Source organism: Phyllobacterium sp. GQ127 (assembly GCF_059758635.1).
Genome location: NZ_JCAXDZ010000008.1, coordinates 81347 through 107007, shown reverse-complemented (window position 1 = coordinate 107007; position 25661 = coordinate 81347). Strand labels below are relative to the sequence as shown.

At 53.9% G+C, this 25661-nt stretch carries 25 protein-coding genes and 2 pseudogenes; 19 read left to right on the top strand and 8 right to left on the bottom strand.

Annotated elements, in window-relative coordinates; genetic code table 11:
- Nucleotides 1–257: 257 nt before the first annotated feature.
- Genes AC6CHM_RS21895 through AC6CHM_RS21870 form a run of 6 tightly spaced genes read left to right on the top strand, consistent with a single transcriptional unit; the run spans nucleotide 258 to nucleotide 5137 of the window.
- Nucleotides 258–1568, top strand: a complete 1311-nt coding sequence (locus tag AC6CHM_RS21895) for an alpha/beta hydrolase (protein WP_498174859.1) — start codon at nucleotides 258–260, stop codon at nucleotides 1566–1568.
- Complete coding sequence (locus tag AC6CHM_RS21890; protein WP_498174857.1) at nucleotides 1555–1935, top strand: hypothetical protein; 381 nt, start codon at nucleotides 1555–1557, stop codon at nucleotides 1933–1935. Before AC6CHM_RS21895 ends, AC6CHM_RS21890 begins: the two co-directional genes overlap by 14 nt.
- Nucleotides 1936–1953: 18 nt before the next feature.
- The gene (locus AC6CHM_RS21885; RefSeq protein WP_498174855.1) at nucleotides 1954–2475 is read left to right on the top strand and encodes a transporter suffix domain-containing protein; all 522 of its coding nucleotides are present in this window, start codon (nucleotides 1954–1956) and stop codon (nucleotides 2473–2475) included.
- A 50-nt stretch (nucleotides 2476–2525) separates the two neighbouring features.
- Complete coding sequence (locus AC6CHM_RS21880) at nucleotides 2526–3626, top strand: HlyD family secretion protein (RefSeq protein WP_498174853.1); 1101 nt, start codon at nucleotides 2526–2528, stop codon at nucleotides 3624–3626.
- Nucleotides 3616–4671: a DUF2955 domain-containing protein gene (locus AC6CHM_RS21875; protein WP_498174851.1), complete on the top strand. Its 1056-nt coding sequence runs from the start codon at nucleotides 3616–3618 to the stop codon at nucleotides 4669–4671. The genes AC6CHM_RS21880 and AC6CHM_RS21875 overlap by 11 nt, the downstream gene beginning before the upstream one ends.
- Nucleotides 4664–5137: a DUF2721 domain-containing protein gene (locus AC6CHM_RS21870; RefSeq protein ID WP_337353229.1), complete on the top strand. Its 474-nt coding sequence runs from the start codon at nucleotides 4664–4666 to the stop codon at nucleotides 5135–5137. Before AC6CHM_RS21875 ends, AC6CHM_RS21870 begins: the two co-directional genes overlap by 8 nt.
- A gap of 482 nt (nucleotides 5138–5619) precedes the next feature.
- On the opposite strand, the gene AC6CHM_RS21865 is transcribed toward AC6CHM_RS21870, so the two are convergent.
- The 4 genes from AC6CHM_RS21865 to AC6CHM_RS21850 all read right to left on the bottom strand — a co-directional run bounded on the left by AC6CHM_RS21865 (nucleotide 5620) and on the right by AC6CHM_RS21850 (nucleotide 8650).
- Nucleotides 5620–6396, bottom strand: coding sequence for an amino acid ABC transporter ATP-binding protein (locus AC6CHM_RS21865; RefSeq protein WP_498174848.1), 777 nt, complete (start codon nucleotides 6394–6396; stop codon nucleotides 5620–5622).
- Nucleotides 6397–6406: 10 nt separating this feature from the next.
- Nucleotides 6407–7069: an amino acid ABC transporter permease gene (locus AC6CHM_RS21860; RefSeq protein WP_498174846.1), complete on the bottom strand. Its 663-nt coding sequence runs from the start codon at nucleotides 7067–7069 to the stop codon at nucleotides 6407–6409.
- Nucleotides 7070–7073: 4 nt separating this feature from the next.
- Nucleotides 7074–7736: an amino acid ABC transporter permease gene (locus tag AC6CHM_RS21855; protein ID WP_498174844.1), complete on the bottom strand. Its 663-nt coding sequence runs from the start codon at nucleotides 7734–7736 to the stop codon at nucleotides 7074–7076.
- 68 nt (nucleotides 7737–7804) lie between these two features.
- Nucleotides 7805–8650 (bottom strand): transporter substrate-binding protein, encoded by an 846-nt coding sequence (locus AC6CHM_RS21850; RefSeq protein WP_498174842.1) that lies wholly within the window; start codon nucleotides 8648–8650, stop codon nucleotides 7805–7807.
- A gap of 908 nt (nucleotides 8651–9558) precedes the next feature.
- Here AC6CHM_RS21850 and AC6CHM_RS21845 point away from each other — a divergent pair.
- From AC6CHM_RS21845 to rsgA, 3 genes and pseudogenes are all read left to right on the top strand, one after another.
- Nucleotides 9559–9657: a DUF1097 family protein gene (locus tag AC6CHM_RS21845; protein ID WP_498174840.1), complete on the top strand. Its 99-nt coding sequence runs from the start codon at nucleotides 9559–9561 to the stop codon at nucleotides 9655–9657.
- A gap of 21 nt (nucleotides 9658–9678) precedes the next feature.
- Nucleotides 9679–9873: pseudogene (locus tag AC6CHM_RS21840) on the top strand (response regulator); the annotation flags it as partial.
- Between the two features lie 66 nt (nucleotides 9874–9939).
- A complete protein-coding gene (gene rsgA, locus AC6CHM_RS21835; protein ID WP_498174838.1) occupies nucleotides 9940–10974 on the top strand; it encodes a ribosome small subunit-dependent GTPase A in 1035 nt (344 codons plus the stop codon).
- Between the two features lie 60 nt (nucleotides 10975–11034).
- Here rsgA and AC6CHM_RS21830 read toward each other — a convergent pair whose 3' ends face one another.
- Together AC6CHM_RS21830 and AC6CHM_RS21825 are read right to left on the bottom strand one after the other, a co-directional pair.
- Nucleotides 11035–12447 carry a DUF6880 family protein gene (locus tag AC6CHM_RS21830; protein ID WP_498175048.1) on the bottom strand — a complete coding sequence of 471 codons (1413 nt, stop codon included), beginning with the start codon at nucleotides 12445–12447 and terminating at the stop codon, nucleotides 11035–11037.
- A gap of 123 nt (nucleotides 12448–12570) precedes the next feature.
- Nucleotides 12571–12953: pseudogene (locus AC6CHM_RS21825) on the bottom strand (transposase); the annotation flags it as partial.
- Between the two features lie 536 nt (nucleotides 12954–13489).
- Between AC6CHM_RS21825 and AC6CHM_RS21820 the strand changes: the two are divergent.
- Entirely contained in the window at nucleotides 13490–13906 is a 417-nt protein-coding gene (locus tag AC6CHM_RS21820; protein WP_498174836.1) for a hypothetical protein, read from the top strand.
- A gap of 582 nt (nucleotides 13907–14488) precedes the next feature.
- On the opposite strand, the gene AC6CHM_RS21815 is transcribed toward AC6CHM_RS21820, so the two are convergent.
- Nucleotides 14489–15445 (bottom strand): LysR family transcriptional regulator, encoded by a 957-nt coding sequence (locus AC6CHM_RS21815; RefSeq protein ID WP_498174834.1) that lies wholly within the window; start codon nucleotides 15443–15445, stop codon nucleotides 14489–14491.
- A gap of 114 nt (nucleotides 15446–15559) precedes the next feature.
- Here AC6CHM_RS21815 and AC6CHM_RS21810 point away from each other — a divergent pair, with 114 nt between their 5' ends.
- The 9 genes from AC6CHM_RS21810 to AC6CHM_RS21770 are packed head-to-tail and all read left to right on the top strand — an operon-like array spanning nucleotide 15560 to nucleotide 24714.
- Entirely contained in the window at nucleotides 15560–16609 is a 1050-nt protein-coding gene (locus AC6CHM_RS21810; RefSeq protein WP_498175046.1) for a class 1 fructose-bisphosphatase, read from the top strand.
- Nucleotides 16610–16618: 9 nt separating this feature from the next.
- A complete protein-coding gene (locus tag AC6CHM_RS21805; protein ID WP_115053926.1) occupies nucleotides 16619–17491 on the top strand; it encodes a phosphoribulokinase in 873 nt (290 codons plus the stop codon).
- An 11-nt stretch (nucleotides 17492–17502) separates the two neighbouring features.
- Entirely contained in the window at nucleotides 17503–19515 is a 2013-nt protein-coding gene (gene tkt / locus AC6CHM_RS21800) for a transketolase (protein ID WP_498174832.1), read from the top strand.
- 14 nt (nucleotides 19516–19529) lie between these two features.
- Nucleotides 19530–20609 carry a class II fructose-bisphosphate aldolase gene (fba, locus tag AC6CHM_RS21795; RefSeq protein WP_336441632.1) on the top strand — a complete coding sequence of 360 codons (1080 nt, stop codon included), beginning with the start codon at nucleotides 19530–19532 and terminating at the stop codon, nucleotides 20607–20609.
- A 30-nt stretch (nucleotides 20610–20639) separates the two neighbouring features.
- The gene (locus AC6CHM_RS21790) at nucleotides 20640–22100 is read left to right on the top strand and encodes a form I ribulose bisphosphate carboxylase large subunit (protein WP_115053923.1); all 1461 of its coding nucleotides are present in this window, start codon (nucleotides 20640–20642) and stop codon (nucleotides 22098–22100) included.
- 10 nt (nucleotides 22101–22110) lie between these two features.
- A complete protein-coding gene (locus AC6CHM_RS21785) occupies nucleotides 22111–22530 on the top strand; it encodes a ribulose bisphosphate carboxylase small subunit (protein ID WP_115053922.1) in 420 nt (139 codons plus the stop codon).
- 7 nt (nucleotides 22531–22537) lie between these two features.
- Nucleotides 22538–23461: a CbbX protein gene (cbbX, locus tag AC6CHM_RS21780; RefSeq protein ID WP_442958587.1), complete on the top strand. Its 924-nt coding sequence runs from the start codon at nucleotides 22538–22540 to the stop codon at nucleotides 23459–23461.
- Nucleotides 23458–24147, top strand: a complete 690-nt coding sequence (rpe, locus tag AC6CHM_RS21775) for a ribulose-phosphate 3-epimerase (RefSeq protein ID WP_115053921.1) — start codon at nucleotides 23458–23460, stop codon at nucleotides 24145–24147. Before cbbX ends, rpe begins: the two co-directional genes overlap by 4 nt.
- Before the next feature lie 12 nt (nucleotides 24148–24159).
- Nucleotides 24160–24714, top strand: coding sequence for a thioredoxin family protein (locus AC6CHM_RS21770; RefSeq protein ID WP_115053920.1), 555 nt, complete (start codon nucleotides 24160–24162; stop codon nucleotides 24712–24714).
- Nucleotides 24715–24795: 81 nt separating this feature from the next.
- Here the strand turns inward: AC6CHM_RS21770 and AC6CHM_RS21765 are convergent, their stop codons facing one another.
- Nucleotides 24796–25182: a c-type cytochrome gene (locus AC6CHM_RS21765; protein WP_115053919.1), complete on the bottom strand. Its 387-nt coding sequence runs from the start codon at nucleotides 25180–25182 to the stop codon at nucleotides 24796–24798.
- Between the last annotated feature and the right edge of the window lie 479 nt (nucleotides 25183–25661).

The following is a 25661-nucleotide window of genomic DNA, read 5'->3' as shown; positions in this document are numbered from 1 at the left end:
TACTAGGGTAATTCACTATTAATAGACATTTTACGACATATTTTCCGAAAGACGAGTAAATAATTTTAGTTTACAATCGAATTTAATTTGGAAGTGTTGTTCTTCATGGAGAGTTTTAACAATAGCAGGGAATGCACCGAGAAAACGTTCGATTTTTACTTTGATATCGCCAAGACAAATTACCAATTGTGAAATGCCGCGCGGTCAATTGTCTTTGTATGAGATAAGGCCGCGCTTGCCGGGTCTGGGGGGGCTTGATGGACAGCGAGGGGCGAACGGGTTTGTTCTACTGCCTGATCATAGTGCTAGGATTGCTGCTTTCGGGCTGCGCTGGGCGGCCGCGTGGTGTGCTCGTGCCGATCGCTGAGGCATCACCCATGTCGAGCCGGGTTGAAATGATCGTGGCAACAACCAGAAGCCGCGCTGACACGCGAGGCGAGATGTTTAGCGGGGAGCGAGGCCTTACGCCATCCTTTGCCGAAATCACGGTATCCATACCGTCCGCAAAACACCGCAAAGTAGGAGAGGTCGAATGGCCAAAGCGCTTGCCTGCGAACCCTCTTACCGATTTTGCCACTCTCAAGGCAGATGAGGTCTCTCGCCCACAAGCGGAAGCATGGCTCAGCAAATCAGTACGCAAGAGCGCCGACCGCAGCGTGTTGATCTTCATTCATGGTTTCAACAACCGCTTTGAAAACTCTGTGTTCCGTTTTGCCCAGATCGTCCACGACGCCGGAGCAAAAAGCGTTCCTGTTCTGGTGACATGGCCCTCAAGAGGCAGTCTTTTGGCCTATGGCTATGATCGCGAAAGCACCAATTATACCCGAAACGCCCTGGAAAATCTGTTGCAGTATATGGCAAAGGATCCGGAGGTAAAAGAAGTGTCGATCCTGGCGCATTCGATGGGCAATTGGCTTGCCCTGGAATCGTTACGCCAGATGGCAATCCGAAACGGGCATCTTCCCGCCAAATTCAAGAATGTCATGTTGGCTGCGCCGGATGTCGACGTGGATGTCTTTCGCTCGCAAATCGCCGACATGGGGAAACAGCACCCGAAGTTCACCCTGTTCGTTTCCCGTGATGATCGCGCCTTGGCTTTTTCACGGCGTGTATGGGGAAATGTCCCGCGACTTGGTTCAATCGATCCCGAGGAAGCTCCCTATAAAACTGAACTGGCGGCCAATGATGTTTCCGTCATTGACCTTACCAAAATCAAGGGCGGTGACAGGCTTCGCCACAGCAAGTTTGCCGAAGCGCCGGAGATCGTACAATTGATCGGTTCGCGCCTGTCAAATGGACAGGAACTGACGGACAGCCGACTCGGCGTCGGGGACCGGATTGTGGCAGCCACGACCAGTGTCGCGGCGACAACCGGAACTGCCGCGGGTCTCATACTCGCGGCCCCCGCAGCGGCAGTAGATCAAACCACACGGGAAAACTATGCGAGCGGCGTTGAGGCACTCAATCCGGGATTTCAAAACATTTCGGCCAAGAACGCGTGTAGGACCATGCCGGGAAGCAATTCGTGCACCATCGACCGCGAGGAAAAGGTAAATGAAGCGCATTGAACTTATTTTAGCAGTGCCAATGGCGCTGGCAGTTTTGGGCATGGTGGCCGCGACGATATTGACAGCTGTCACGCCGGCAGAAGCGGCACGTCGTGGCGTAGCTGCTCGATGTGGAGCGCGAGGATGTGCCGCTGTTTCTACACGCAGAGTACCAATGGCCCGCCCCGCCATGAGACGGGGTGTCGTGGTCGTCAATCCAATACGATACTGGCGTCCGGGTGGTGCAATAGCTGCTGGAGCGGCCATCGGCTTTATTGCCGGAGCTGCAGCAGCTTCCGTCGCTGGGCCACCGCCGCAGGCAGGATATTGCTGGTTCTACACCAACAGCAGCAAAACAACTGGATTCTGGGACATATGTCCCCGTTGATGGGCGAGGAGAAAAAGCATGTCTGCGCGAATAGAAAATGTTGAACCACAATCAGGAAATTGGCGTTTCAAACTTGGAATTTTGCTGATCTGCATAGCCGTCGGGCTGTGGATCATCGTGCCACTGGCCGCCGCCGCAGGGCTTTCGAGCACGAAAGTCGCCGCCATGACGGGTTTGATTTTTATCGTCAACAAAGTTCTGCTTTTGCTGGTTATAGCGGTTATGGGGAAGGCCGGGTTTCAACAGCTCAAGGCAACTATATTTGGCTATTTCCGTCTGGCGCCTGAAACCGGCATTGGACCGGCACGGTACAATCTGGGACTTGTCATGTTCTGTTTGCCACTGATCAGTGGATGGCTTGAACCTTACATTGATGCTGTGGCCCCGGACCTTCGACCGAATATGTGGCAGTTGCAGCTTCTCGGGGATTTGATGTTCCTGGCAAGTTTCTTCGTTCTTGGTGGCAATTTCTGGGAGAAAATCCGGTCTCTCTTCATTCGTGGTGGTCGTATCTCGTACGGGACCGAAGACGCGACATAACCGTCTTCGGTCACCCGAGTGAAGGATGAACTCCTGCAAAGGACAACAGCGTGGCAGAAGAAGCAACGAATAAACCAGATGTCGTAAAGCCAGCTGGCAATCCACTGCGCAGGGTAGCCTTGATCATCCTGGTTCTGGCTACCGTCGCTTTTATCCTTTCCGTGTTTATGGAAAGGCGAACACCATCATCATCGCAGGCACAGGTTCAAGCCTATGTCGTCGGCATCGCTCCAGAGGTCACAGGACGCGTTGTCGATGTCAGCGTTACCGACAATGCGCGGGTAGAGCCTGAGCAAGTGCTGTTTCGCATTGATCCCGCCCGTTACCTGATTGCAGTCGCCGAAGCGGAAGCAATCCTTGCCCGCGTGGGCCAGACTATCGGTGCGTCAACAGCGACTGTCGATGCCGTACAGGCCAGGCTGGTGGAAGCGCGAGCCAGCAGGGATAATGTTCGTGAACAAGTGACGCGGTCGATGGAACTGGTCAAGCGCGGCGTATATGCCAAGGCAAAATTCGATGAAGCGAAATCTGCGCTCGATCAGTCCGAGGCCTCTGTAAAGGCAGCGGAGGCAGAGTTGGTCAAGGCCCAGGAGGATCTTGGGCCCGCCGGCGCTGACAACCCACAACTCAAGGAGGCGATGGCAGCGCTCGAGCGTGCGCAACTGGATCTTCTTCACACCAATGTACGGGCGCCGTCAGAGGGCGTTGTCACCAATCTCCAACTTTCGGTTGGTAAGGTCGTCAGTGTAGCGCAACCCGCCATGACATTCATCGACATCGGGACAGTTTGGATCGCAGCAGCCTTCAAGGAAAACAGCCTCGAAAACGTTGCAGTCGGCAATCAGGCCGAAGTGCTTTTTGATGCCTTGCCAGGCCGTCTCTTCGCCGCCCGGGTAGAAAGTGTCGGGCTTGGAGTGTCTCAAGGTGGGACCGAGCCGAGTTCCGGATTGCCAACCATACGTAGTGACAGTGGATGGGTCAGAGAGGCTCAGCTTTTTCCGGTAAGACTCATTCTGGAAGGCGAACGGCCCAAGGGCGTGCGGTACGGATCGCAAGCCACCGTCGTCATATACACTGGCGATAATCCTGTGACCAATGCATGGGGTACATTGTGGATCAGAATAATGTCGGTTTTAACCTATGTCGGGTAATTCGATCGCCACGACGAGCGAAGCGGCCGAAGCCCAAAAGCGCAAGGGATTGCGTGTCGCAATTGCAGTATCGATCGGCTTTACATTATCAGTGGCATGCGGCTCGATCGTACCGTTTCTCGGCCCGCTTTTCGCTGCACAGTTTCTACTGGCCAGTTCTCGTCCATTGCCGATGGCCAAAACGGTCGGCATGGCTATCATCATCCTGGCAGCTGGGGCCTTTTGTATGGGCCTGACATCACTGTTGGGTGAAAAGTCCATAAGCTTTCTCATGATATTGGGGCTTGCCTATTTTATATGTTTTTTCATTCAGGCCAGCGGCAAGGGCGGTCCCGCTATATTTCTCATTCTGGTGGTCGGGATCATGGTACCATTGCTGGGTATCCTGAACCGTGAGTTGGCCAACTCCATTCTTTCTATTTTGGTGATTGGTGTCCTAACCGGCGCCGGTCTGATGTGGCTTGCCTATGCCTGCGTCCCTGAACCAGTTACCGTGACAGCTCAAGCTATTCCAACGGTCGTGCAGCCGAACCCGTGGTTGCGCGCATTTGCCAACACCGTGATATTGCTGTTTGCGGTGGCAGTCTGTCTCACAAATGACAAGCTGGCAGCAGCACTTGTTATCCCAATCACCGTGGCGTCCTTGCTTGGGCAGATCGATTCCACCGCGAGCATGCGAGCAGCAACGGGGCTTGCAGTTGTCAACTTGCTTGGAGGCATATCGGCGTCTATTGCATTTGGAATACTCAACCTGCGCCCGAATCTCTTGTTCATGTTTGTGATAGTCCTCGTCGTTACGCTTTTCATCGGCGGGCGTGCAGCAAGCCGGTCAGCGGAGGCAAGAATGTTCGAGGGGGCTCTGACTATTTTCCTTGTTCTTTTTGGGCTGGGCGTATCGCCGCTGCCAGGGAGCGCGGCAGAGTCTTTCTCGACCCGTATAATCTATGTCGCTGGCGCCATTTCCTATGTTTTCCTGACGACATCTCTGTTGTGGACGCGGCAACGACAGACAATTATCGATTTGGAGGGACGTCATCGTGGTTGATGCGACATCGTCCCCCGTGATCGTATCAATTGTGAACACACTGGAAACGGCGCTTACTCCCGTGTTCTTGCTGGCCGGGACGGCGGGCTTTCTCAATGCGTTTGTGGCGCGGCTTGCCCGCATTTCCGATCGCGTTAATGAAATTTCGCAGCTCATCGATGTAGACCACGAGCTTAACGCTGAACGCCGAATTCAGCTGAAGTATCTTCGCATCAGAACCTTGGCTTTGCAGATCGCCATTGTGTTCGTTACCTGTGCGGGGGTCTTGACCTGCCTTTCGATTATCTCATTGCTTGCCGGCGCGATTGGCCGTTCCGGATTTCGCGCCCACGTCCTTTATTGGTTGTTTGGCAGCGCGGTCTTTTGTCTGGTGGGAGCGCTCATCGCATTCCTGTTTGAAATGTTATCCGCCAGTCAAAGCATGCTCCGGCAAATTGCACGGGATCAGCGCGTAAAACAACGCTGATCAACGCACTGTAATCAAGCAGCGTGTGATCGCATAGGTTTGCCAGAGCCTTTGATCTCGTCCGAGTAGTAATTGGCCCTGAACCGAAGCCTGAACCTCCGGAAAATTTCGGACGTGGAGTTATCGCATGACGGTAGCGATCCAGTCCTCTTCCGGCTTGTCCTTGACCTCAGAGCGAAGAGTAGGCGCCTATGCGGAAGCGATGACCTCATCGTCGTTGACCACAGGGAGGTGTCTTTCCAAGCTACGAACCTTGTTTGATCCACGGTAAAGCCAAAGCGCACCCGCGTAGAAGTTGCCCCGCTTTGGACGACATGCAACCTCAGGTTCTGTTTGTTAACGGCTCTTTGTTCCATGCCGACTTCGGAAATCTCGAACAACTGATCAATTTCGACAAGAACATTGCCATTGCCGGCGGGTTTTTAGCTTTGTCGGCTTTCGGCCCGGGTACGTGCGTCAGTCGATGCATGGCTGAAACGACGCTAACGCTCCCCGAAGCTCGATGTCTTGAGAAATTCGGAAAGCCGTTCGCTCTTCGGCTTGTGAAACATTTCGCGGGGGTTGCCTTCCTCGCCGATACGCCCCTGGTTCATAAAGATGACGCGGTTTGAGACCTCGTAAGCAAAACGCATCTCGTGGGTGACGAGCAGCATACTCATTCCTTCTTGAGCCAGCGTCTTGATGACCTGCAAAACCTCGTTGACAAGCTCGGGATCGAGCGCTGATGTCACTTCGTCAAAGAGCATCAGTCTGGGGTTCATGGCGATGGCCCGCGCGATCGCCACGCGTTGCTGCTGGCCACCAGAAAGTTGACCGGGGAAATGGTCGGCACGTGAGTGCAGACCGACACGGTCCAGCCATTTCTCTGCGATGGACCGCGCTTCCTCCTTGGTTTGTTTTTTAACTTTCATCAAGCCCAGCATGATGTTGCGCGCAGCCGTCATGTGCGGAAAGAGATTGAACTGCTGGAAGGCCATGCCCGTGAGCGCCCGTTGGCGTGCTATCTCATTTTCCTTCTTGCGGCGACGCTGGCCACCAACCATTTCGTAGCCGATCTCCTGACCGTCGATGCTGATCGTGCCACTCTGAAATTCTTCCAGCATGTTGATACAGCGCAGCATGGTCGTCTTGCCGGAGCCACTCGATCCGATGATGCTGATAACGTCGCCTTGCGACATGGTGCAATCAACGCCTTTGAGGACCTCAACATCGCCGTAGCTCTTGTGCAGGTTGCGGATTTCTAAAAGATGATTTGACATCGTTATGGCCTCAGGACGGAATAGCGGTCTTACGTTCGACATAACGGCCGAAACGCTCGATGGCATAATTGATGATGAAATAGAGAAAGCCGGCGAAGAAATAGAATTCGAGGTTGAGAAACGATCGTGAGATAATTTCCTGGGTACGTAGCAGCAGCTCGGCAACGCCGATGATGGAAAGCAATGTCGATGCCTTGACCATTTCTGCGGCCGTATTAACCCAGGCGGGCAGAACCTGCCGCAGCGCTTGCGGCCCGAGAACGTAGGCAAAGGTTTGTGGGAATGTCAGGCCGATCGCCTTGGCGGCTTCCGTCTGGCCCTTTGGGATGGCTTGCAGCGCCCCTCGGACTATCTCTCCGACATGGGAACTACAGAACACAGCGAGGGCCAATACGCCGGCCTGAAACGGGCTGAGATCCAGACCGATAGTGCTGAGTACATAGTAGCTCGCCAGCACGAGAACCAGAACCGGTGTACCACGAATAAAATCCGTATAGCCACGAACGATCCAGCGCAGCGGCCGGACGCTGTAGGTCAGAGCAAGACCGACAAATATTCCAAGCACTGTGCCGAAGCAAATTGCTAGCAGGGAAATCGAAATGGTGGAACCGAAGCCTTTGAGGATCGGTATGCGGGCCAGCCAGAGAATATCGAGGAAGTGAGCAATATCCATCACATCACCTCGGCACTGACAGACGCCGCTCGACGGCACGCATAAGTGCGGCAAGTAGCGAGCAGGTTATAACGTAGAGGCAGCTGGCGACGATCCAGGTCTCAATAACACGGAAGGTCTCGACATTGATCTTGCGTGCCTCGAACGTCAGCTCCGGCACGGCGATCGCCGCCGCGAGAGAAGTATCCTTGAACAGCGAGATGATTGTACTGCTCAGCGACGGCAAGATATTGCGGAACATCAGTGGCGCGATTATCGAAGTGCGAATCTGCGTCTCCGTAAGGCCGATGGCGAGACCTGCTTCTCGTAGACCAACAGGGATTGACAGCAGACCTGCGCGGAAGACCTCTGCAAGATATGCGCCGGAATAAAGCGCGAGCGTGAAGACGAAGCTCTCGATCTTGCCTAGCCGGAAGCCCAGCTGTGGCAGCGCGAAATAGGTGAAGAGAACAAGCACGAGGATCGGCGTGTTGCGGATGACCGTCACGTAAATTCCAGCTGGACGCCGCGCAAAGCCATTCTTGGATATCAGACAGAATGCCGTGAACAGGCCAATTGCAGCGCCAATCAGGATTGCACCAAAGGCCAGGGCAAGGCTGAGTGCCAGCCCTTCGAGCAGAAGATCGAAGCTTCGCCACACTGCAGCAAAATTCAGCGTATAACCCATAATCTTCCTGTTATCCGGAACGAGAAGGAAACGGCTCCGGAAATTTCCGAAGCCGCAGCGTAATCGCGTTACTTGTATTCGACCGGGAAGCCAATTTGCGGAGGTGTCAGGTCCTTGCCGAACCATGTTTTGAACGACTTCGCATAGAAGTCGAACTCAACACCTGTCATTGCTTCGTGCAACGCAGTGTTGACGAAGTTCAACCAATCTTGATCGCCCCGCTTGACGCCGCAGGCATAGGTCTGCGGGTTCCAGCCATAGCCGGCATCCTTGTAGCGGCCCTGGTTCTGGATCATGTACCAGGCGAGCGACGACTGATCTGTCGCGGCTGCGTCTGCCCGGCCGGACTCAAGGGCCTGGTAGATAAGGTCAACGGATTCGTACTGGTCGACCTTGGCTTCCGGTAGAGCTGCATGGACCATGCTTTCAGCATAGACATTTTGCAGAACGGAAATCGTGACCGATGAGCCGGCGGCTTTCAGCGCGGCATAATCGGCATATTTGCTGTCGGCCTTAAGCATGAGACCAACACCCTCCCGGTAGTAAGGAATGGTGAAAGCGACCTGCTGCGCCCGTTCTCCTGTCACTGTCATGAACTGGCAGGTGATATCGACCTTGTCCGTTGTGATATTCGGAATGCGCGCATCGGAAGATTGATTGACGAATTCGATCTTTCCCGGATCATTGAACAGGGCCTTGGCGATGATGTGACCCATGTCGACGTCAAAACCCTGAAGTTTGTCGTCTACGCTCTTGAAATGCCATGGCGCATTGGTGCTACCGGTGCCGAGAACCAGATGACCCCGGGCCAGAACTTCATCCAGTTTGTTTTTGGTTTCCTGTGCGAACGCCGTAAGTGAAGGCAGCATCGCGAATGCGGCTACAGCGGCCGCAACACGCAGTCGGTTGGTCATCTTCGTTCCCCTATTCGTCTAGCGAATGTTTTTATTGATATCCATTACTATGGAATATAGTACCTAATAATGGATCGCCGATAGAATGACAGCGGCTTCGACTTGTCAAGGGTCCTTGAATGATGGGTGCATTTACATGCCGTGAGCGACAAGCTGGCTATCGATCTCGACGGTAGCCAGCGGAACTTTGATTGTTCCGATTTAAAACCTCAGGTAACCAAACAAAAACCCGTATCAGCGACTGATGCGGGGTTGTTTGCGCGATTGTAGACATGCGGGCTACAATCGAAAGTGCTCGAAATTCGCCTATTATCGGCATTTTCAAAGGAAGGTTCTCTACCGAGCGTCCATTTTGGACAGTTTGGGCTTTAGCAAAATAGTAGGCGATTGCGCGCCCATCTTCGGCTCTGTGATAGCTGGAAGTTCAGGCGATTTCAAAGCAATGTGCAACTAACTAACTGTGGAGAATTAAAAAGCTTCGTGTCAAGCTCACAGCTTCATCAATCCAGCCATTTGACCTTACCGAACCGGTTGGGTTTGGCTTCCGAATCCGCCAGAGCAGCCTTGATTGCCTAGGACGTCGAGACGCCCTTTGGTGAACGGCCGTTCCGGGTCCACAGCGACCGACCTAGGACGGGTCGATGAGGGTTTCTCCATGCTCGTTCGCCTGCGCCGAGATGCTCCACCGCGTCGGCCTGTCCGACCTGCTGAAACCGGCGAAGAAAGCCTGAGCCGTCCAACCGATCGCGGGCAGCGTCGACCGTCCGCGATTGGTGGATTGGTGCAACATCCCCTACAGGAGAAAAGTCATGTCCACTCCATCCTCTTCGCGCGGCAATTATGTCATGGTGGTGGTCATAGCCGCTGCGACCGCCGCCCTCGCAGCCACTGGAAGCCTGGCGCTGTAATTGCCCGTCTGGGCCATGTTCATTGGCTGGATCGCGTTCTTCACGCGAGTCGAAGGTACCAGAACTGCCCTTGGAAATCTGAGCCGCGCGCGCGTTTGATCCTTTTTATGCCAATAAACCAATGGCCGACAACTGGCCGAGGCAGCTCGGCAAAAACGACCTGACCTTGAGGTTTTGTTTATCACAGGATATGCAGAAAATGTCGTCCTCAATCATGGGCATCTTGAGCACGGAATGCATGTCATGACCAATCCCTTTGCCGTAGAGGATTTTGCGCGCCGAGTTGTCGATCTTATCAAATCGAGCCCAACTTAACTGCGCGCGCCGTCCGTCGCTGTTCACTGAACTCATTTTTCAAAAGGTATATTCAATGTACGCCATATGTGCCCGCCGTGCAGAAACGTGATCAACGAAACAGATTCACTGGAAGGTCTGGGGTGGTCGGATTTCTTCCAAAGCCAACTCGAACCACATGACATAAATTGCGTACCTATGCGCATCTCCAAAGTTCATCGCGCGCGTCTGGTTGCAGTATCGGCTACTGGGTCGGTTAATCTTATGCTTTCGGCTCAAAGCAACACTGCGGATTTTGCGGTGGGAGATTGGGTACTGGTTCATCCGGAAGATAACTCAGTGCAGCGCTTGCTGGCCCGAAAAACTTTGATCTCACGTCAAAGAGGAGAAGGTGGGCCCAATCAACTTGCTGCTGCCAATGTCGACACGCTCTTTATCGTCACCTCATGCAACCATGATTTCAACTCGGCCCGCCTTGAACGATACTTGGCTATGGCGAATGAATCCGGGGCTGATCCGGTTATCATCCTGACAAAATCCGATACCGTGGCAGATGCCCGAAAATATGAGGAGCAAGCAGCTCTGTTGCAGCGTGAGCTGCCTGTTGTAGTACTCGACGGGCGTTCGCCAGACTGTGTAAGCACTTTGGCGGTATGGTGCGGGCCGGGACAGACAGTAGCACTGGTCGGTTCGTCAGGTGTCGGTAAATCAACGCTCGTAAATGCACTGATCGGCGGTAGTGCGCCCCAGCTGACCGGCGACATACGTGAACAAGATGGAAAGGGCCGCCACACCACTACTTCTCGGTCTCTGCATTCCATTGAGCGGGGCGGTTGGGTAATCGATACGCCGGGAATTCGCACGCTCAATGTCAGCGAAGTGAGCTACGGGATAGATATGCTCTTTGCCGAAATCACGGAGCTTGCCCCTCTTTGCCGGTTTCGAAATTGTACTCATTCTCATGAACCGGGTTGCGTGGTACAGACGGCGGTGAATGCAGGCACTATCGATCCTGAACGTCTGATACGCTGGCGAAAACTCCAGGTAGAAAATGCTGCAAACACTTCTGCACCGAGTCATTCAAGGGGCGGCGGTGGGAAGCCAAACCGTAAAAATCAATGACACATTGAAACGTATGAAAATGTCTCGATAAATGCCGTGCGTCTCACATCCGAATCATTTTCAGGACCTGCGTATTTTCCAAAATTTACTTCTCGCCTGATACCGTGTTTTCAGTTTTGTGACGTACGCTTGGTGCGGTTCGATCGAGCCATAGTCGGTGATGTTCGATGATATTGTTTCGAGCTCACTCAATTGACGTGCTGCATGCCTGTATCGTGCTGCTCGACTCCAATCTAGGATAAAGTTGATCATGGTCCGGAGCGCTATAGTTGCCGCCACTGGATAACTGTTCCGGAGCGTGTCTGCGGCAAGACTTAAAAGTTCATAGTCTTCACCGTTCAAATCTTTCTCTCTAGAAATTACGAGCCGCGCAGCTTTTTCCAGGTTGGGCCAAGTCAAAAGAAAAAGCAGCGCCTGATGGGCGTCGGGATAAGCCGCAACATATGACAGGGCTTTCTCCTCAGCTTCCATGTCGTCGAAATCAGGCAGACGCTTTAGGAAAGCGCGCAGATGCTCTTCATGCAGGCTCTGCTCGAACCACTGCCACCGCAATGATTGGGCATCTTCTTTGCGATCAAGCTTTTCCAGCGTATCGGCATAGATGGTTTCCCATTCGTGTGGGATTGCTTCCGAAGCGGCTTGGCTCGCTCGTTTCAATGAATCTAACGCTTCATGCGATCGCCCTGCCGCCAGAAGTCGGCTTGCGATTTCCACGGCGACAAGAGGTTTGGTTCGATCGTCATCGTGTGTTTCGATAAAGGCGTCAACGTCGCCTTGCGCATCTGCAATCTGCCGAAGTAATATTCGAATTTTCCCTTCGTGCTTCTGCGTTGCTAGCCCATCTGCATACGACACACGGCGATTATTATCCGTGGTTGCGGATTTCGAAGATTTCAATTCGGCCGTTAGCAGCGCTTTCAGTTGATCCATGCCTTGTTGTTGCAATGGCGCGGCGAGGGCAGGGATTAGACCGTCGTATTGACCATAATCATTGTTATGAAGGGCGCTAAAAGCGCGCTTGGCGAGCGCCGTTGGGTCGGGATTCGCGTTGAGCGCAACTTCACTGAAACCGGTGCATGCCAAACTAAAAACAGATAGAAGCGTTCCGTTGGTGTCGGTGGTGCGCATGAGAATGGAACTGGCAATATCCATAAACCGCCACATGACCTCCAAAGCTTCAGTTGGATCGTTGGAGGCGATTGTTTCTGTTATTACCGCCCACTGCGTTTCGAGGTCCTTCTTCAAAGTCTTAACCTGCCGCCATCCTATCTTCGATCGCGATCTGTCGATGGCAGCCAGCCTCTTGGTGACTTCCCGAATTACCTCCTCATTGCTTTGCAAACCCGCCAATTCAATACGCAGACGCCGCTTGCTAGCAGCGCTACCGGTGCTGATTTCGATAAGCAGCGCGGCAAGTCGTTCTGTGCCAAGTGCCTCAAGATTTTTAGCATTCAATGTCGTCTTCGATGCCACTGCTGTTCCTGTTTTCCATTTGCATAGCCACCCGCCTGTTGCTCGGAGACGGTTTATGAGAGACTTTGTTCGACTAGCAAAGGGAACTGACCAACACACTATCTGCGATGTGCTGCAACGCCAAGTAGGGCGCGGGATCAAGTCGCCACCTGCGTCCAAAGGGCATCGATTTTCTGCTCTGCCCGGCCCCCGCGACATGGAATTCCGTTTTGAGAATGCGTTCTCAATGGGATTAAAATTGGGGCCATATAGCAGAAGGAACGTCGGCTTGGGACCTGCATGGCATCGCGTACCCCTGCTGTCTTGTAAGCTGGCAGATTAATCACCACCACGCCCCAACCTGAAGAATCGGCAGAATTGCTACATAGGCTAGGAAGACGTAATGTCCATTGCGCCATCGCAGACAAACGGTGTGGTCATTCGAAGTGGCGCAACACTCCGGTGAAGGTCGTTCTTTTCCAATGGCCATCGCCTCGGATAGCGCGTCCCCACAGACGCGCCGTGCGCATCAGGTTATCCAGCCTGCGTGCGCGCGAGATCACTCTTGACGTCGGTTTTGATGATCCTTGGCATTTTACAAGAGCTTTTAACGCGTTTAATCCACTTCGCCAACGTGTCGTCATTTCATAGGCCAATTACAGCCGCGGCCGATAAAATGAAAGAGAGAAGACGTCTTCCTTGTCCCCCGTGCGCGATCTGCGAAACGCCTTTTCAACGCCCGATTCCAACCGAATTCTGCGCTCCTCGTGCTCCTGCACAGACAGACGCAATCAAAAAGTCGCTATAAAGCGTTTCCATTTTATCGACTTACCCTTCAGCAAGGAGGCACGATAAATAACGTCCGAAGCACTTCAAGACTATGTTCTCCAATAGACCGTGAGTTTGGTTTTTAGGTGAAATATGAAACGTCGCGAGGAACCTACGGATGCATCTCAGGATACTGTTCGTACTGACTTCTTGTAAGCCAGTTGATGTATAGTCAAGCTTAGATGGCTATCGTAGACTCGAACCTTGCAGAAAATCGTTGGAGGTGCGTGAACACATGAGCCTTAAGGCGAAATACGGAAACCTTACAATTGCAGCCTTCCTGATGTCATTCAGTCAGATCAATCAAAATTTTGCGGCAGATGCAAACGGATGCATACTTAAAACTGAAACAGAAAGTGATTGGCTTTTTGTAAACAACTGTAGCCGCGACGTGGCTTTAGAGCTCTGCTTCGAGAAGACAATCGATTCAGCTGTTAACTGTTCGAGCGTCGCTCAAAATAATGGTGAGCGACTGTATCCAGCGACGGTCGTCGAAGCGAATTCCATATTGCAGATTTTGAAAATTGGCAATCGCTCTGAAATCAAGTGGGGAGCATGTTATCATAACGAAAAAGATGATCGGAATCCAGGGATACCAGAAGGCGAATGGAAGTTTACGTATCGCTGTAAAAATTCGAACGTCGACAATTAGGTCATACAAAGAAAACGACGCTCGACCCATAACCGGGACGATCCCTGAGAAAGCAAAGCGTGTCGGTCGCTAAACGCATAGAATGCGGAAAAATGCTATTTGAGGCGGGCCCTTATGAGCAAGAGTCATTTTCTTCGACCGTTTCACTACCCGTTCCCAAGGCTAGGAAGGATGCTTAAGACTGACATTGGACACGTTGGGAGATGACCTGGAGGTTCTTATGAACCAACGCCAGCTCAGCGTTTTTTCAAGTCTCAGCCAGCGTTATGGGCGACAGGGGTTGTCTTTGATATCTACCATCGGAGATTACTGATCCGTTAGGCTGCAAAGTGTGTTTGTAGAATTCTAGGCTACAATCGAAATTGATTGAAATCACCCTATTGTCGGCATTTTCAAAGGAACGTTTCCGACAACTTCCGAATGAGACTTGGTTCCCTGCACGTACCTTGCCTGGGTCGCTATTTTTAGACCAAACGAGTCTTGCAAAACTTTGATACCCGGATAAGCCGGGACACCATCGCAGGACGCAGACACCTTGCTGAACCCGTTCCACCATCCGTTACGGCAGCTAGGATTGCAAGGTCATTCTAAGGGTGGTCCAAGAGCACTCGAAGCAGGATAAAGCCGGTCGATCGATGGGAGAAATTGAGCGCCTTTGCGGGTCAGAAAGTCTTGAAAAGCTTTCATGGCGGGCGACAATGTACGGTCCGTTCTTACAACTGAAAACCATTGGCGGCGTATGGGCATTCCAATGACGTCAAGGATTGCCAGCTTGCCGAATTCCAGTTCGAGTGCAATCGTGTGCGCCGAGATGAAGCCAATACCCAATCCCGCCATTACGGCCTGCTTGATTGTTTCATTGGATGACATCTCAGTGCCAAGATCGTCCAGTCGACCGGGCAGTTCACTTAAGAAAATTTCCAAAGATATCCGTGTTCCGGATCCCGGTTCACGCACGAGAAAGTGCTCCTGGGCGATACGCTCCTTGGTGATATCGCGAAATTTGGCAAGCGGATGATCCGGTGCGGCGATCATAACGAGCGGATGATCTCCGAACACGGTTGAGCGAAGCGGAATATCCTTGGGCGGGCGCCCCATCAGGGCCATGTCGACCGCATGGCTTTTAAGGGCAGCAATCGTCTCGGCGCGATTGCCGATGGCCAGTTTTATAGCGATATCCGGATGCTGTTTGCGAAAAATCGCCATCAACTGTGGTGCGAAATATTTCGCAGTTGAAACCACACCCAGTATCAGGCTGCCAACGCGCAGGCCCTTGATTGCATCGATTTCGTCCTCAAGCAGTCGTAGACGCTCTTCGAGCATCTGCGCTGCGTCAAGAAAGACTAGTCCGGCCAGCGTCGGGCGAAGCCCGTCATTGGTCCGGTCAAACAAAATAAGTGCCGATTCTTCCTCAACAAGCTTGAGCTGAATCGTCACCGCAGGGGGCGTCAGGCCAAGTGCGTTCGCTGCACCGGCTATTGTGCCGTGTCGCCTGATTGCCTGGATGGCCCGCAGTTGCTTCAAAGTCAGGTTGCGCATCCCTATACTTAATTTATTTTACTGAGATAGTAAATATAATAAATTTTACTTAGCGATGGTTCCCTGTTTCGATAGCCCAAGCCTGACAACACGATGATCAGGCCGGGGAGGAATATCATGACAGCGACACTGGAGGCGTTTCTCGCGACCTTTGCCGGTGGAGACGACACCGTTAACACTGCGGTTTCCAAAGTGGTTCGCCGTTTGGCGATAACTGCTGTGCAAATAAGAAATACGATCAACCAAGGCGTGCTTGGCAAGGCGTTTTCACACAATAGTGGCAGCAAGAATGCCGATGGCGATGCTCAAAGGGCGCTCGATATTCTGGCCGATGACATGTTTTTGGAGTCCATGCGGCAGGCGCCGATTGCCCTTTATGGCTCGGAAGAGCTAGCCCATCCCGCACTGCTCGATCCCGACGCACCCCTGGCACTTGCCATTGATCCGCTCGACGGGTCTTCCAATATCGATACCAATATCTCGATAGGGACTATCTTTTCCATCCTCCCGGTGGTTGGCCAGCCCGACAGCGAGCCTGGCGCTTCGTTCTTCCAGAAAGGCGAATGTCAGCTCGCTGCCGGTTTCTTCATTTACGGGCCGCAACTCGCACTGGTTCTGACACTGGGAAGCGGGACGCACATCTTCGTATTCTCCTCGCGCCTGGGTACTTTTGTCCAGGCTTATGACAGTGTTGTCATTGCCGACAGGTCGCATGAATTTGCGATCAATGCCGCCAACTATCGTTATTGGAATGAAGCTGTGCGGCTCTATATTGACGATTGTCTCAAGGGAACGGAAGGTCCGCGCGAAAGAGATTTCAACATGCGCTGGATTGCATCGCTGGTCGCTGAAACCTATCGCATTCTCATACGCAGCGGCGTCTTCCTTTATCCCGGCGACAATCGCAAAGGCTACGGGGAAGGCCGCATCAGGCTGATTTATGAGGCCAATCCCATCGCCTTTCTGGTTGAGCAAGCCGGTGGATCAGCAACCGATACGGCGACACGCATTCTCGATCTGATCCCTAAATCCATGCATCAACGCGTCCCCTTTGTCTTCGGCTCATCCAGAGAAGTGGCCCGCATCAGTCGGTATCATTCGGAACCCAGCAATATCGGCGAACGCGCGCCGCTGTTCAGCAAGCGCGGCCTTTTTCGGGTCTGAGGAGGAAACATGTCTGCAAAGCATCCCATCATCTCAATTACCGGATCGTCAGGTGCCGGAACCACCTCCGTCAAGCGGATTTTTGAGCAGATATTCCGCCGTGAGAACATTGAGGCCGCTTTCATCGAAGGCGATGCCTTCCACAAGTACGACCGCAACGCGATGAAGGCCAAGGTCGCGGAAGAGGAAAAGAAGGGCAATCCAAACTTCACGCATTTCAATGCCGATGCCAATGAACTGCAAAAACTCGATGAGACATTCGAAGAATATGGTCGCAAGGGAACCGGCAAAACCCGCACCTACATCCATGACGATGCGGAAGCAGAGCTCTATGGCACACCGGCAGGAACCTTTACCGAATGGCGCGGCTTCGATCCCAGCGATCTGCTTTTCTATGAAGGGCTGCACGGTTGCGCGGTAACCGAAGGCATCAATTTGGCCCGGCATGCGGATCTGAAGATTGGAGTTGTTCCCGTCATCAATCTTGAATGGATCCAGAAGATCCATCGGGACCGCGCCACCCGCGGTTATTCCACGGAAGCGGTCATGGATGTCATCCTGCGGCGCATGCCCGATTATGTCCGGTACATTACTCCACAGTTTACCCTGACTGACATCAATTTCCAGCGGGTTCCAATTGTCGATACATCGAACCCGTTCATTGCGCGGTGGATACCCACGCCCGATGAATCGATGCTCGTTATCCGCTTTGCCAAACCGCGGGGTATCGATTTCCCCTATCTGCTTTCGATGATCAATAATTCTTTCATGTCGAGGGCCAATTCAATTGTCGTCCCCGGCAACAAACTTGACCTGGCCATGCAACTCATCCTGACACCGCTGATCATGCAATTGATCGAACGTAAAAACCGGGCATCGTGAGGGAGACACCGATGAGTACCTATACTTTGAGGCAAGAAAATCGTGAAGCTGCCAATGTCCGTGAACGGGATATGACCAACGCAATCCGCGCTTTGGTCATGGACAGTGTGCAAAAAGCCAATTCTGGCCATCCTGGCATGCCGATGGGCATGGCCGATGTGGCCACGGTTCTGTTCAACCGCTTCATCAAACTCGACCCTCTGCATCCGCTATGGCCGGATCGTGATCGGTTTGTCCTGTCAGCTGGGCATGGCTCGATGCTGCAATACGCCTTGCATTATCTCATCGGATATCCGGATATGCCCATAGAGGAATTGCAGCGATTTCGCCAACTTGGCGCAAAGACGGCAGGACACCCGGAGTATGGCCATGCGCAAGGTATCGAGCTAACAACAGGCCCGCTGGGTCAGGGTATTGCTACCGCCGTGGGGATGGCGCTGGCCGAGCGTATGCTCGCGGTACGTTTCGGTGAGGATATCGTTGATCACCATACCTATGTAATTGCCGGAGACGGGTGCCTGCAGGAAGGCATCAGTCACGAGGCAATAGATCTCGCCGGTCACCTGAAACTGTCAAAGCTGATCGTGTTTTGGGACAACAACTCCATTTCAATCGACGGGCCGACATCATTATCGACATCTTTGGATCAACTTGCGCGGTTCAGGGCCGCAGGATTTTACGTACAAGACATAGACGGCCACGATCATGAAGCGATCGCGCAGGCGATTGCTCAGGCGAAGCTTTCCAAGCAGCCATCGCTGATTTCCTGCCGCACATTGATCGGGAAAGGGGCGCCGAATCTGCAGGGAACCGAAAAAACCCATGGTGCTCCTTTAGGAGAGGCGGAAATCGCAGCAGCACGCCAGGCCATGGGCTGGGCGCATGCGCCTTTCCATGTCCCTGAAGATATACTGGAAGCATGGCGCGAAGTCGCACGCAGGGGCGCAGATGAACGGCGTCAGTGGTGTGTGAAAACAGCGGCGTCGCCCTTTGGCGATGAGCTTAGGCAAGCGGTGAAGAAAGAAATACCTGAAACGGTTTTCAAGGATTTGCGGGCTTTTCGTCGCCTGCATCTGGAAAAAGCCACCAAAGTTGCCACCCGCAAAGCGTCTGAAATGGTTCTGGGCATCATCAACAATGCCACCGATCTGACCATAGGCGGTTCTGCCGACCTAACCCATTCGAATCTGACGATTACACCTGGCATGAAGCACATTTCGGCGAATGATTTTTCCGGACGCTATATTCATTACGGCATTCGCGAACATGGAATGGCAGCCGCCATGAATGGCCTGGCACTGCATGGCGGGTTTGTTCCCTATGGCGGTACGTTCCTCGCATTTTCAGACTATGCGCGCGGCGCCATGCGCCTCTCGGCATTGATGGGTCAGCAGGTCATTTATGTCATGACGCACGACTCGATAGGTCTTGGCGAGGATGGTCCGACCCATCAGCCGATCGAACATCTGGCAATGCTGAGGGCCACGCCGGGCCTGAATGTCTTCCGCCCGGCCGACATCATCGAAACGGCCGAGTGCTGGGAACTTGCACTTCGACACAAGGACCGTCCCAGTGTTATCGTCCTCTCCCGCCAGAACCTGTCGATGCTCCGCCAGGCCGACAGCACGGAAATCCGTTCGAGCCGCGGTGCCTATGTCCTGCGGGAGCCGGCGGAGCCGCGCGCCATCACGCTTCTTGCAAGCGGCTCGGAAGTAGAGATTGCCTGCACCGCCGCCGACATGCTGTGGGGCCAGTACCAAATCCCTGCCGCAGTCGTTTCAATGCCTTCATGGGAATTATTTGAGATGCAGACCCCGGCCTATCGCCGGTCTGTCCTTGCCGCAGCTCCGCGCATCGCCATCGAAGCGGCAGCCAGATTGGGCTGGGACCGGTGGGTCGGTGAAAAGGGTGCATTCATCGGCATGCAGGGCTTTGGTGCCAGCGCCCCTGCCTCCGATCTCTACAGGCATTTCGGCATCACACCAGAGAGCATCATTGCCACCACACGCAAGCTCATAAGCTAGGAGGAGTATCGACTATGGCCCGAATTACCTTGCGACAATTGCTTGATCATGCTGCCGAACATGGCTACGGCGTCCCTGCCTTCAACATAAACAATATGGAGCAGGGGCTTGCCGTCATGGAAGCCGCTGCGGCCTGCAAGGCGCCTGTCATTCTTCAAGCATCTCGCGGCGCACGGTCCTATGCGAAGGACGTGATGCTGGCCCGGATGATCGACGCGCTTGTGGAGCTGTACCCCGACATTCCCATCTGCCTGCATCAGGATCACGGCAATGATGAAGCCACATGCATGACGGCAATCCGCCATGGTTTCACTTCCGTAATGATGGACGGGTCTCTTGAAGCAGATGCTGCAACGCCTGCCTCCTATGAGTACAATGTGAGTATCACCCGACGCGTCACCGCAATCGCTCACTGGCTGGGGGTTTCCGTCGAGGGTGAGCTTGGCGTGCTCGGTTCGCTGGAGAGCGGTGAAGCCGAAGCCGAGGATGGGCATGGTGCAACCGGTGTGCTCAGCCACAGCCAGCTTCTGACCGATCCGGATCAGGCCGTCGATTTCGTACTGCGCACCAAGGTTGATGCGCTGGCCATCGCCTGTGGCACGTCGCACGGCGCCTACAAGTTTACACGGGCTCCGGATGGCGACATCCTGGCAATGGATGTTATCGAGCAGATTCACCGGAAACTCCCCAACACGCATCTTGTCATGCACGGCTCGTCCTCCGTGCCTCAATCCCTGCAGGACGTCATCAACCGCTTCGGGGGAGAAATGCCGCAAACCTATGGAGTACCGGTCGAGGAGATCGAACGGGGCATCAAGCACGGCGTGCGTAAGGTCAATATAGACACGGACTGCCGAATGGCAATGAGCGGGCAGTTCCGCAGGATCGCCACGGAAAGCCCATCCGAGTTCGATCCGCGCAAATTTCTCAAACCCGCCATGGATGCCATGCGCGATCTTTGCCGCGACCGTTTCGAACGGTTCGGAACGGCGGGCCACGCATCGAAAATCAAGGTGACTGAGCTTGACGAAATGGCCAGACGTTATGCAGCGGGCCTGCTCGATCCCCAAATCGCTTCCGCCAGAGCTGCATAAAGCAAAAATATACAAGGAAAGGACCACATCATGTCGAGCAATTCGGAAACGGTCACCGGGAAAGAGCGCTACAGGTCGGGCGTTATGGAATACAAGAAGATGGGCTACTGGGAGCCCGATTATGAGCCGAAGGATACGGACATAATCGCACTCTTTCGCATTACCCCACAGGACGGGGTAGATCCGATAGAAGCTGCGGCCGCTGTTGCTGGGGAATCTTCCACCGCCACCTGGACAGTGGTTTGGACGGACCGGCTGACGGCAACGGAAAAATACCGCGCCAAGGCTTATCGCGTCGATCCTGTCCCCAATGGAGAAGGTCAGTATTTCGCGTATATTGCCTATGATTTGGACCTGTTCGAACCGGGGTCGATTTCGAACCTGACAGCATCCATCATTGGCAATGTTTTCGGGTTTAAGCCACTCAAGGCGCTGCGCCTCGAAGACATGCGGCTGCCGGTCGCCTATGTCAAAACATTCCAGGGACCGCCAACGGGAATCGTCGTCGAGCGCGAGCGTCTCGACAAGTTCGGACGTCCATTGCTTGGCGCAACGGTCAAGCCAAAGCTTGGTCTTTCCGGCCGCAATTATGGCCGTGTGGTCTACGAGGCGCTTAAAGGCGGGCTGGATTTCACCAAGGACGACGAGAACATCAATTCGCAACCATTCATGCATTGGCGCGAGCGCTTCCTCTATTGCATGGAAGCGGTCAACAAGGCTCAGGCTACAACGGGCGAGATCAAGGGCAGCTACCTCAATGTCACCGCTGCAACCATGGAGGATATGTATGAACGAGCCGATTTTGCCAAGGAGCTGGGTTCGAATATCGTCATGATTGATCTCGTGATCGGCTACACGGCCATCCAGTCCATGGCGAAATGGGCACGGCGCAATGATATGATCCTGCATCTGCACCGCGCTGGCCATTCGACCTATACAAGGCAAAAGTCGCACGGCGTTTCCTTCCGCGTGATTGCCAAGTGGATGCGGCTGGCGGGTGTCGATCACATCCATGCCGGAACAGTCGTCGGCAAGCTTGAAGGCGACCCGGCAACCACACGCGGATACTACGATATCTGCCGCGAGGACTTCAATCCTATGCAATTGGAGAACGGTGTCTTCTTCGACCAGCACTGGGCTTCACTTAACAAGATGATGCCCGTGGCTTCGGGCGGGATACATGCGGGCCAGATGCACCAACTCCTCGATCTTCTGGGCGAGGATGTCGTTCTGCAGTTCGGCGGAGGCACCATCGGTCATCCGCTCGGCATCGCTGCCGGGGCAACTGCCAATCGGGTCGCGCTCGAATGCATGGTGCTCGCCCGCAATGAAGGACGCGATATCCTGCGCGAAGGTCCTGATATTTTGCGGATGGCGGCGCGCAACTGCCAGCCGCTGCAACAGGCGCTCGAGGTCTGGAAGGACGTGTCCTTCAATTACACCTCGACCGATTCCCCGGACTTCGTTCCAACCGCAACAGCAGCCGAATAGGAGAACACAGATGCGGATCACTCAAGGAGCATTTTCATTCCTCCCCGATCTCACGGACGATCAGATTACCAGGCAGGTACAGTATTGCATCGACAATGGCTGGGCGGTCAGTCTCGAATTTACGGACGATCCGCACCCCCGAAATACCTATTGGGACATGTGGGCCCATCCGATGTTCGACAATCCGGACGCTGCAGCATTGATGATGGAATTGCGGGAATGCCGCAAGGTCTATGGCGACAGGTATATTCGGTTGGTGGCATTCGATAATTCCCATGGATGGGAATCGGTGAAGCTTTCATTCCTTGTCAACCGACCTGCCGAAGAACCTGGCTTTCACTTGGCCCGTCAGGAAGGAGAAGGCCGCGTGGTTCGCTACACGACCAGCGCTTATGCAACCGACAGACCGGCTGGGCAGCGCTATGGCTGATGCAACCATGACGCTGTCCGCCGACACCGCGAGCGGGGCCTCTGGAGCGGTCGACCTGCGCGCGCAATATGTAGAGTCCGGGGTCAAGGAAGTGCTTGACGAACTTGATCGCGAATTGATCGGCTTGAAACCGGTGAAGCAGCGCATACGGGAAACGGCGGCCTTGCTGTTGGTGGAACGCGCGCGCCGCAGCCTCGGACTTGCGCACGAGACGCCGACGCTGCACATGAGTTTCAGTGGCAATCCGGGCACTGGCAAGACGACTGTGGCGCTGCGTATGGCAAACCTTCTGCACCGTCTGGGGTATATTCGCAAAGGGCATCTCGTGTCGGTCACCCGTGATGATTTGGTTGGCCAGTATATCGGTCATACCGCACCTAAAACCAAGGAGATACTCAAGAAAGCCATGGGCGGTGTCCTGTTCATAGACGAAGCCTATTATCTGCACAGGCAGGAAAACGAGCGGGATTACGGGCAGGAGGCCATCGAGATTCTGCTGCAAGTCATGGAAAACCAGCGTGACGATCTCGTCGTTATTCTCGCGGGCTATGGCGACCGCATGGATAAGTTTTTTGAGAGCAATCCGGGGTTCCGCTCGCGCATAGCCCATCACATCGACTTTCCCGACTACAGTTCCGATGAGCTGCTCAGGATTGCTGAAACCATGCTGGCCAGGCAGAACTATAATTTTGACGAGCCAGGCCGCACGATCATGGCCGATTATATCGAACACCGCCGACGGCAACCACATTTTGCCAATGCCCGCTCGATCCGCAATGCACTAGACAGGGCGCGCCTGAGACATGCCAATCGGTTGTTCGAGGCATCGAACGGTCCAACGGATTCAACGGCCCTGTCCACAATTACGGCAGAAGATATCAGGGGCAGCCGTGTTTTTGCTCGATCAACCGGGAAGGAAAAAGTGCCATGAGCCACGAGGTATTAATTGCACCATCTGTCCTGTCAGCGGATTTTTCCCGTCTTGGCGAAGAGGTGGAAGACGTGATGGCTGCCGGCGCGGACTGGGTGCATCTTGATGTCATGGACGGGCATTTCGTGCCGAACATCACCTTCGGTCCGCAGGTCATAAAATCCATCCGCAACAGGACCAAGGCCATATTTGACTGTCACCTCATGATTGCGCCGGCCGACAACTATCTGGCTGCCTTTGCCGATGCCGGTTGCGATTTTATAACTGTCCATGCCGAAGCTGGGCCGCACCTTGACCGTTCCCTGCAGGCCATTCGCGGCCTTGGGAAAAAGGCTGGTGTGTCTCTCAATCCCTCTACGCCCGAGAGCGCTATCGAGTATGTGCTGGACCGGCTGGACCTGGTGCTGCTGATGACGGTCAATCCCGGTTTTGGCGGACAGGCGTTTATTCCGGCGGTCGTTGAAAAGATCAAACGTTTGAAGGCGCTCATCGGCAAACGGCCGATCCGGATTGAAATCGACGGCGGTGTTACGCCGCTGACAGCGCCCCTTGTCACTGCTGCGGGCGCAAATGTCCTTGTAGCAGGTTCGGCAATCTTCACGGCCGGCGGAAAGCTTGTCTATGCGAGTAACATTTCCGCCATTCGCGAGGCTGCCAAACAGGCAATTCAACACCGGGCTGCCTGAACGGAGAAAAGTATGGCTGCAATAGCACCTCTATGCGATTTTGGCTGGCAGGCCGTGGATGCAACACTCCTTGGTGTGGACGGAAGGCGGTATTCGATCCTGTCACAGGCGAAAAACACAGGCCTGGTCGTTGCATTCATCTGCAATCATTGTCCTTATGTGAAGGCGGTCATTCAGCGCATTGTCCGCGATGCCCGCGATCTGAAACAGCTTGGCATCGGGTTCGTTGCCATCAACGCCAATGACCCCATCGCCTACCCATCCGACTCCTACGAAGGAATGTGCACATTCAGTCGAAAGAATGGCCTGCCTTTTCCTTATTTGCATGATGCGGATCAAAGTATTGCGCGTCTCTACAATGCAGTCTGCACGCCCGATTTTTTTGGATTCAACGCGGCAGGAAAACTGCAATATCGCGGGCGTCTGGATGGATCGCGTAAACAGGAGGCCAGTGCCAATCTGCGCCGTGACCTGTTTGAGGCCATGGTGGAAATTGCCGAAACGGGGTCCGGGCCGCGCGAACAATTCGCCTCGGTTGGCTGCTCCATCAAATGGCGTGATAAATAAAATACACCCGAGCCTTTACGTCCATTGGAGCATGTAAGGCTCGGGTGGTGGAAATGCCGCCGGTATCGAGGACCGGCGGGCTTATTTGGAATATTGTTTGAGATATGCCTCAAGATTTGTAATGTCGGTTTCATCCTTGAGACCCGCAAAGGCCATTTTGGTGCCTTTGACCTTCGCCTTGGGATCATGCAGATATTCGCGTAAGCTGGCACTATCCCATACCAGACCCGCAGCGCCTGCAGCCTTCATCGCTGGCGAATAATTAAAGCCTGGATGTGTGCCTGCTGTCCTTCCAAACAGGCCGTTCAGCGAAGGTCCGACCTTGTTCTTGTCGCTGTCGGCTACGTGACAGGCCGTACATTTTTTGAAAACCGTTGCTCCGGCCGTTGCATCCCCCTCCTGAGCCGTGGCTCCTCCAGCATAAACAATAGTAGCTGACATAGCTGTCAGCATAACAAGATATCGCATGGCATTTCCTCATATTCGCCAAGGGTGCCCTTAGACGAGTACTGGTGCCAGTTTCCATGCACTGTCACCACCATTTTCAGCTGGTCCAATTGACCCCAGCCATTCCAAAACGTTACCTGTGGCTTGGCATAAGTCAATCGCCTCGGGCAGGTAATAACGCCGCAATCTCACATTCCAGGTTTTATGTGGCTGCATGATTGACGCCGGCTTGCAGGAACCGTAACTTGGCCTAGATATTTCTCATCGGGCACCTTGAGAATTCCGGCTGTCATCTTGCTTTGCATTGCCCCTTATTGGGACGTTTGCGGGCAAGGGTAGGATTGAGGGTGCTGAATGGACGTTATCGATCTCGTTTTAACCATTTGCCTCGTGTCGGACCCCTCAAGCTGCCGGGAAGAGCGACTGCATTTTGAAGACAGGGGCGGGATCACCAATTGCCTGTTTTTGGCACCTACCGAAATTGCTAAATGGAGTGAGGA

Bases quoted from the DNA above. Each gene is read 5' to 3' on its own strand.
- AC6CHM_RS21895 (WP_498174859.1), top strand. From the start codon at position 258: ATGGACAGCGAGGGGCGAACGGGTTTGTTCTACTGCCTGATCATAGTG.
- AC6CHM_RS21890 (WP_498174857.1), top strand. From the start codon at position 1,555: ATGAAGCGCATTGAACTTATTTTAGCAGTGCCAATGGCGCTGGCAGTT.
- AC6CHM_RS21885 (WP_498174855.1), top strand. From the start codon at position 1,954: ATGTCTGCGCGAATAGAAAATGTTGAACCACAATCAGGAAATTGGCGT.
- AC6CHM_RS21875 (WP_498174851.1), top strand. From the start codon at position 3,616: ATGTCGGGTAATTCGATCGCCACGACGAGCGAAGCGGCCGAAGCCCAA.
- AC6CHM_RS21865 (WP_498174848.1), bottom strand. From the start codon at position 6,396: ATGTCAAATCATCTTTTAGAAATCCGCAACCTGCACAAGAGCTACGGC.
- AC6CHM_RS21860 (WP_498174846.1), bottom strand. From the start codon at position 7,069: ATGGATATTGCTCACTTCCTCGATATTCTCTGGCTGGCCCGCATACCG.
- AC6CHM_RS21855 (WP_498174844.1), bottom strand. From the start codon at position 7,736: ATGGGTTATACGCTGAATTTTGCTGCAGTGTGGCGAAGCTTCGATCTT.
- AC6CHM_RS21850 (WP_498174842.1), bottom strand. From the start codon at position 8,650: ATGACCAACCGACTGCGTGTTGCGGCCGCTGTAGCCGCATTCGCGATG.
- rsgA (WP_498174838.1), top strand. From the start codon at position 9,940: ATGTGCCCGCCGTGCAGAAACGTGATCAACGAAACAGATTCACTGGAA.
- AC6CHM_RS21820 (WP_498174836.1), top strand. From the start codon at position 13,490: ATGAGCCTTAAGGCGAAATACGGAAACCTTACAATTGCAGCCTTCCTG.
- AC6CHM_RS21815 (WP_498174834.1), bottom strand. From the start codon at position 15,445: ATGCGCAACCTGACTTTGAAGCAACTGCGGGCCATCCAGGCAATCAGG.
- AC6CHM_RS21805 (WP_115053926.1), top strand. From the start codon at position 16,619: ATGTCTGCAAAGCATCCCATCATCTCAATTACCGGATCGTCAGGTGCC.
- tkt (WP_498174832.1), top strand. From the start codon at position 17,503: ATGAGTACCTATACTTTGAGGCAAGAAAATCGTGAAGCTGCCAATGTC.
- fba (WP_336441632.1), top strand. From the start codon at position 19,530: ATGGCCCGAATTACCTTGCGACAATTGCTTGATCATGCTGCCGAACAT.
- AC6CHM_RS21790 (WP_115053923.1), top strand. From the start codon at position 20,640: ATGTCGAGCAATTCGGAAACGGTCACCGGGAAAGAGCGCTACAGGTCG.
- AC6CHM_RS21785 (WP_115053922.1), top strand. From the start codon at position 22,111: ATGCGGATCACTCAAGGAGCATTTTCATTCCTCCCCGATCTCACGGAC.
- cbbX (WP_442958587.1), top strand. From the start codon at position 22,538: ATGACGCTGTCCGCCGACACCGCGAGCGGGGCCTCTGGAGCGGTCGAC.
- rpe (WP_115053921.1), top strand. From the start codon at position 23,458: ATGAGCCACGAGGTATTAATTGCACCATCTGTCCTGTCAGCGGATTTT.
- AC6CHM_RS21770 (WP_115053920.1), top strand. From the start codon at position 24,160: ATGGCTGCAATAGCACCTCTATGCGATTTTGGCTGGCAGGCCGTGGAT.
- AC6CHM_RS21765 (WP_115053919.1), bottom strand. From the start codon at position 25,182: ATGCGATATCTTGTTATGCTGACAGCTATGTCAGCTACTATTGTTTAT.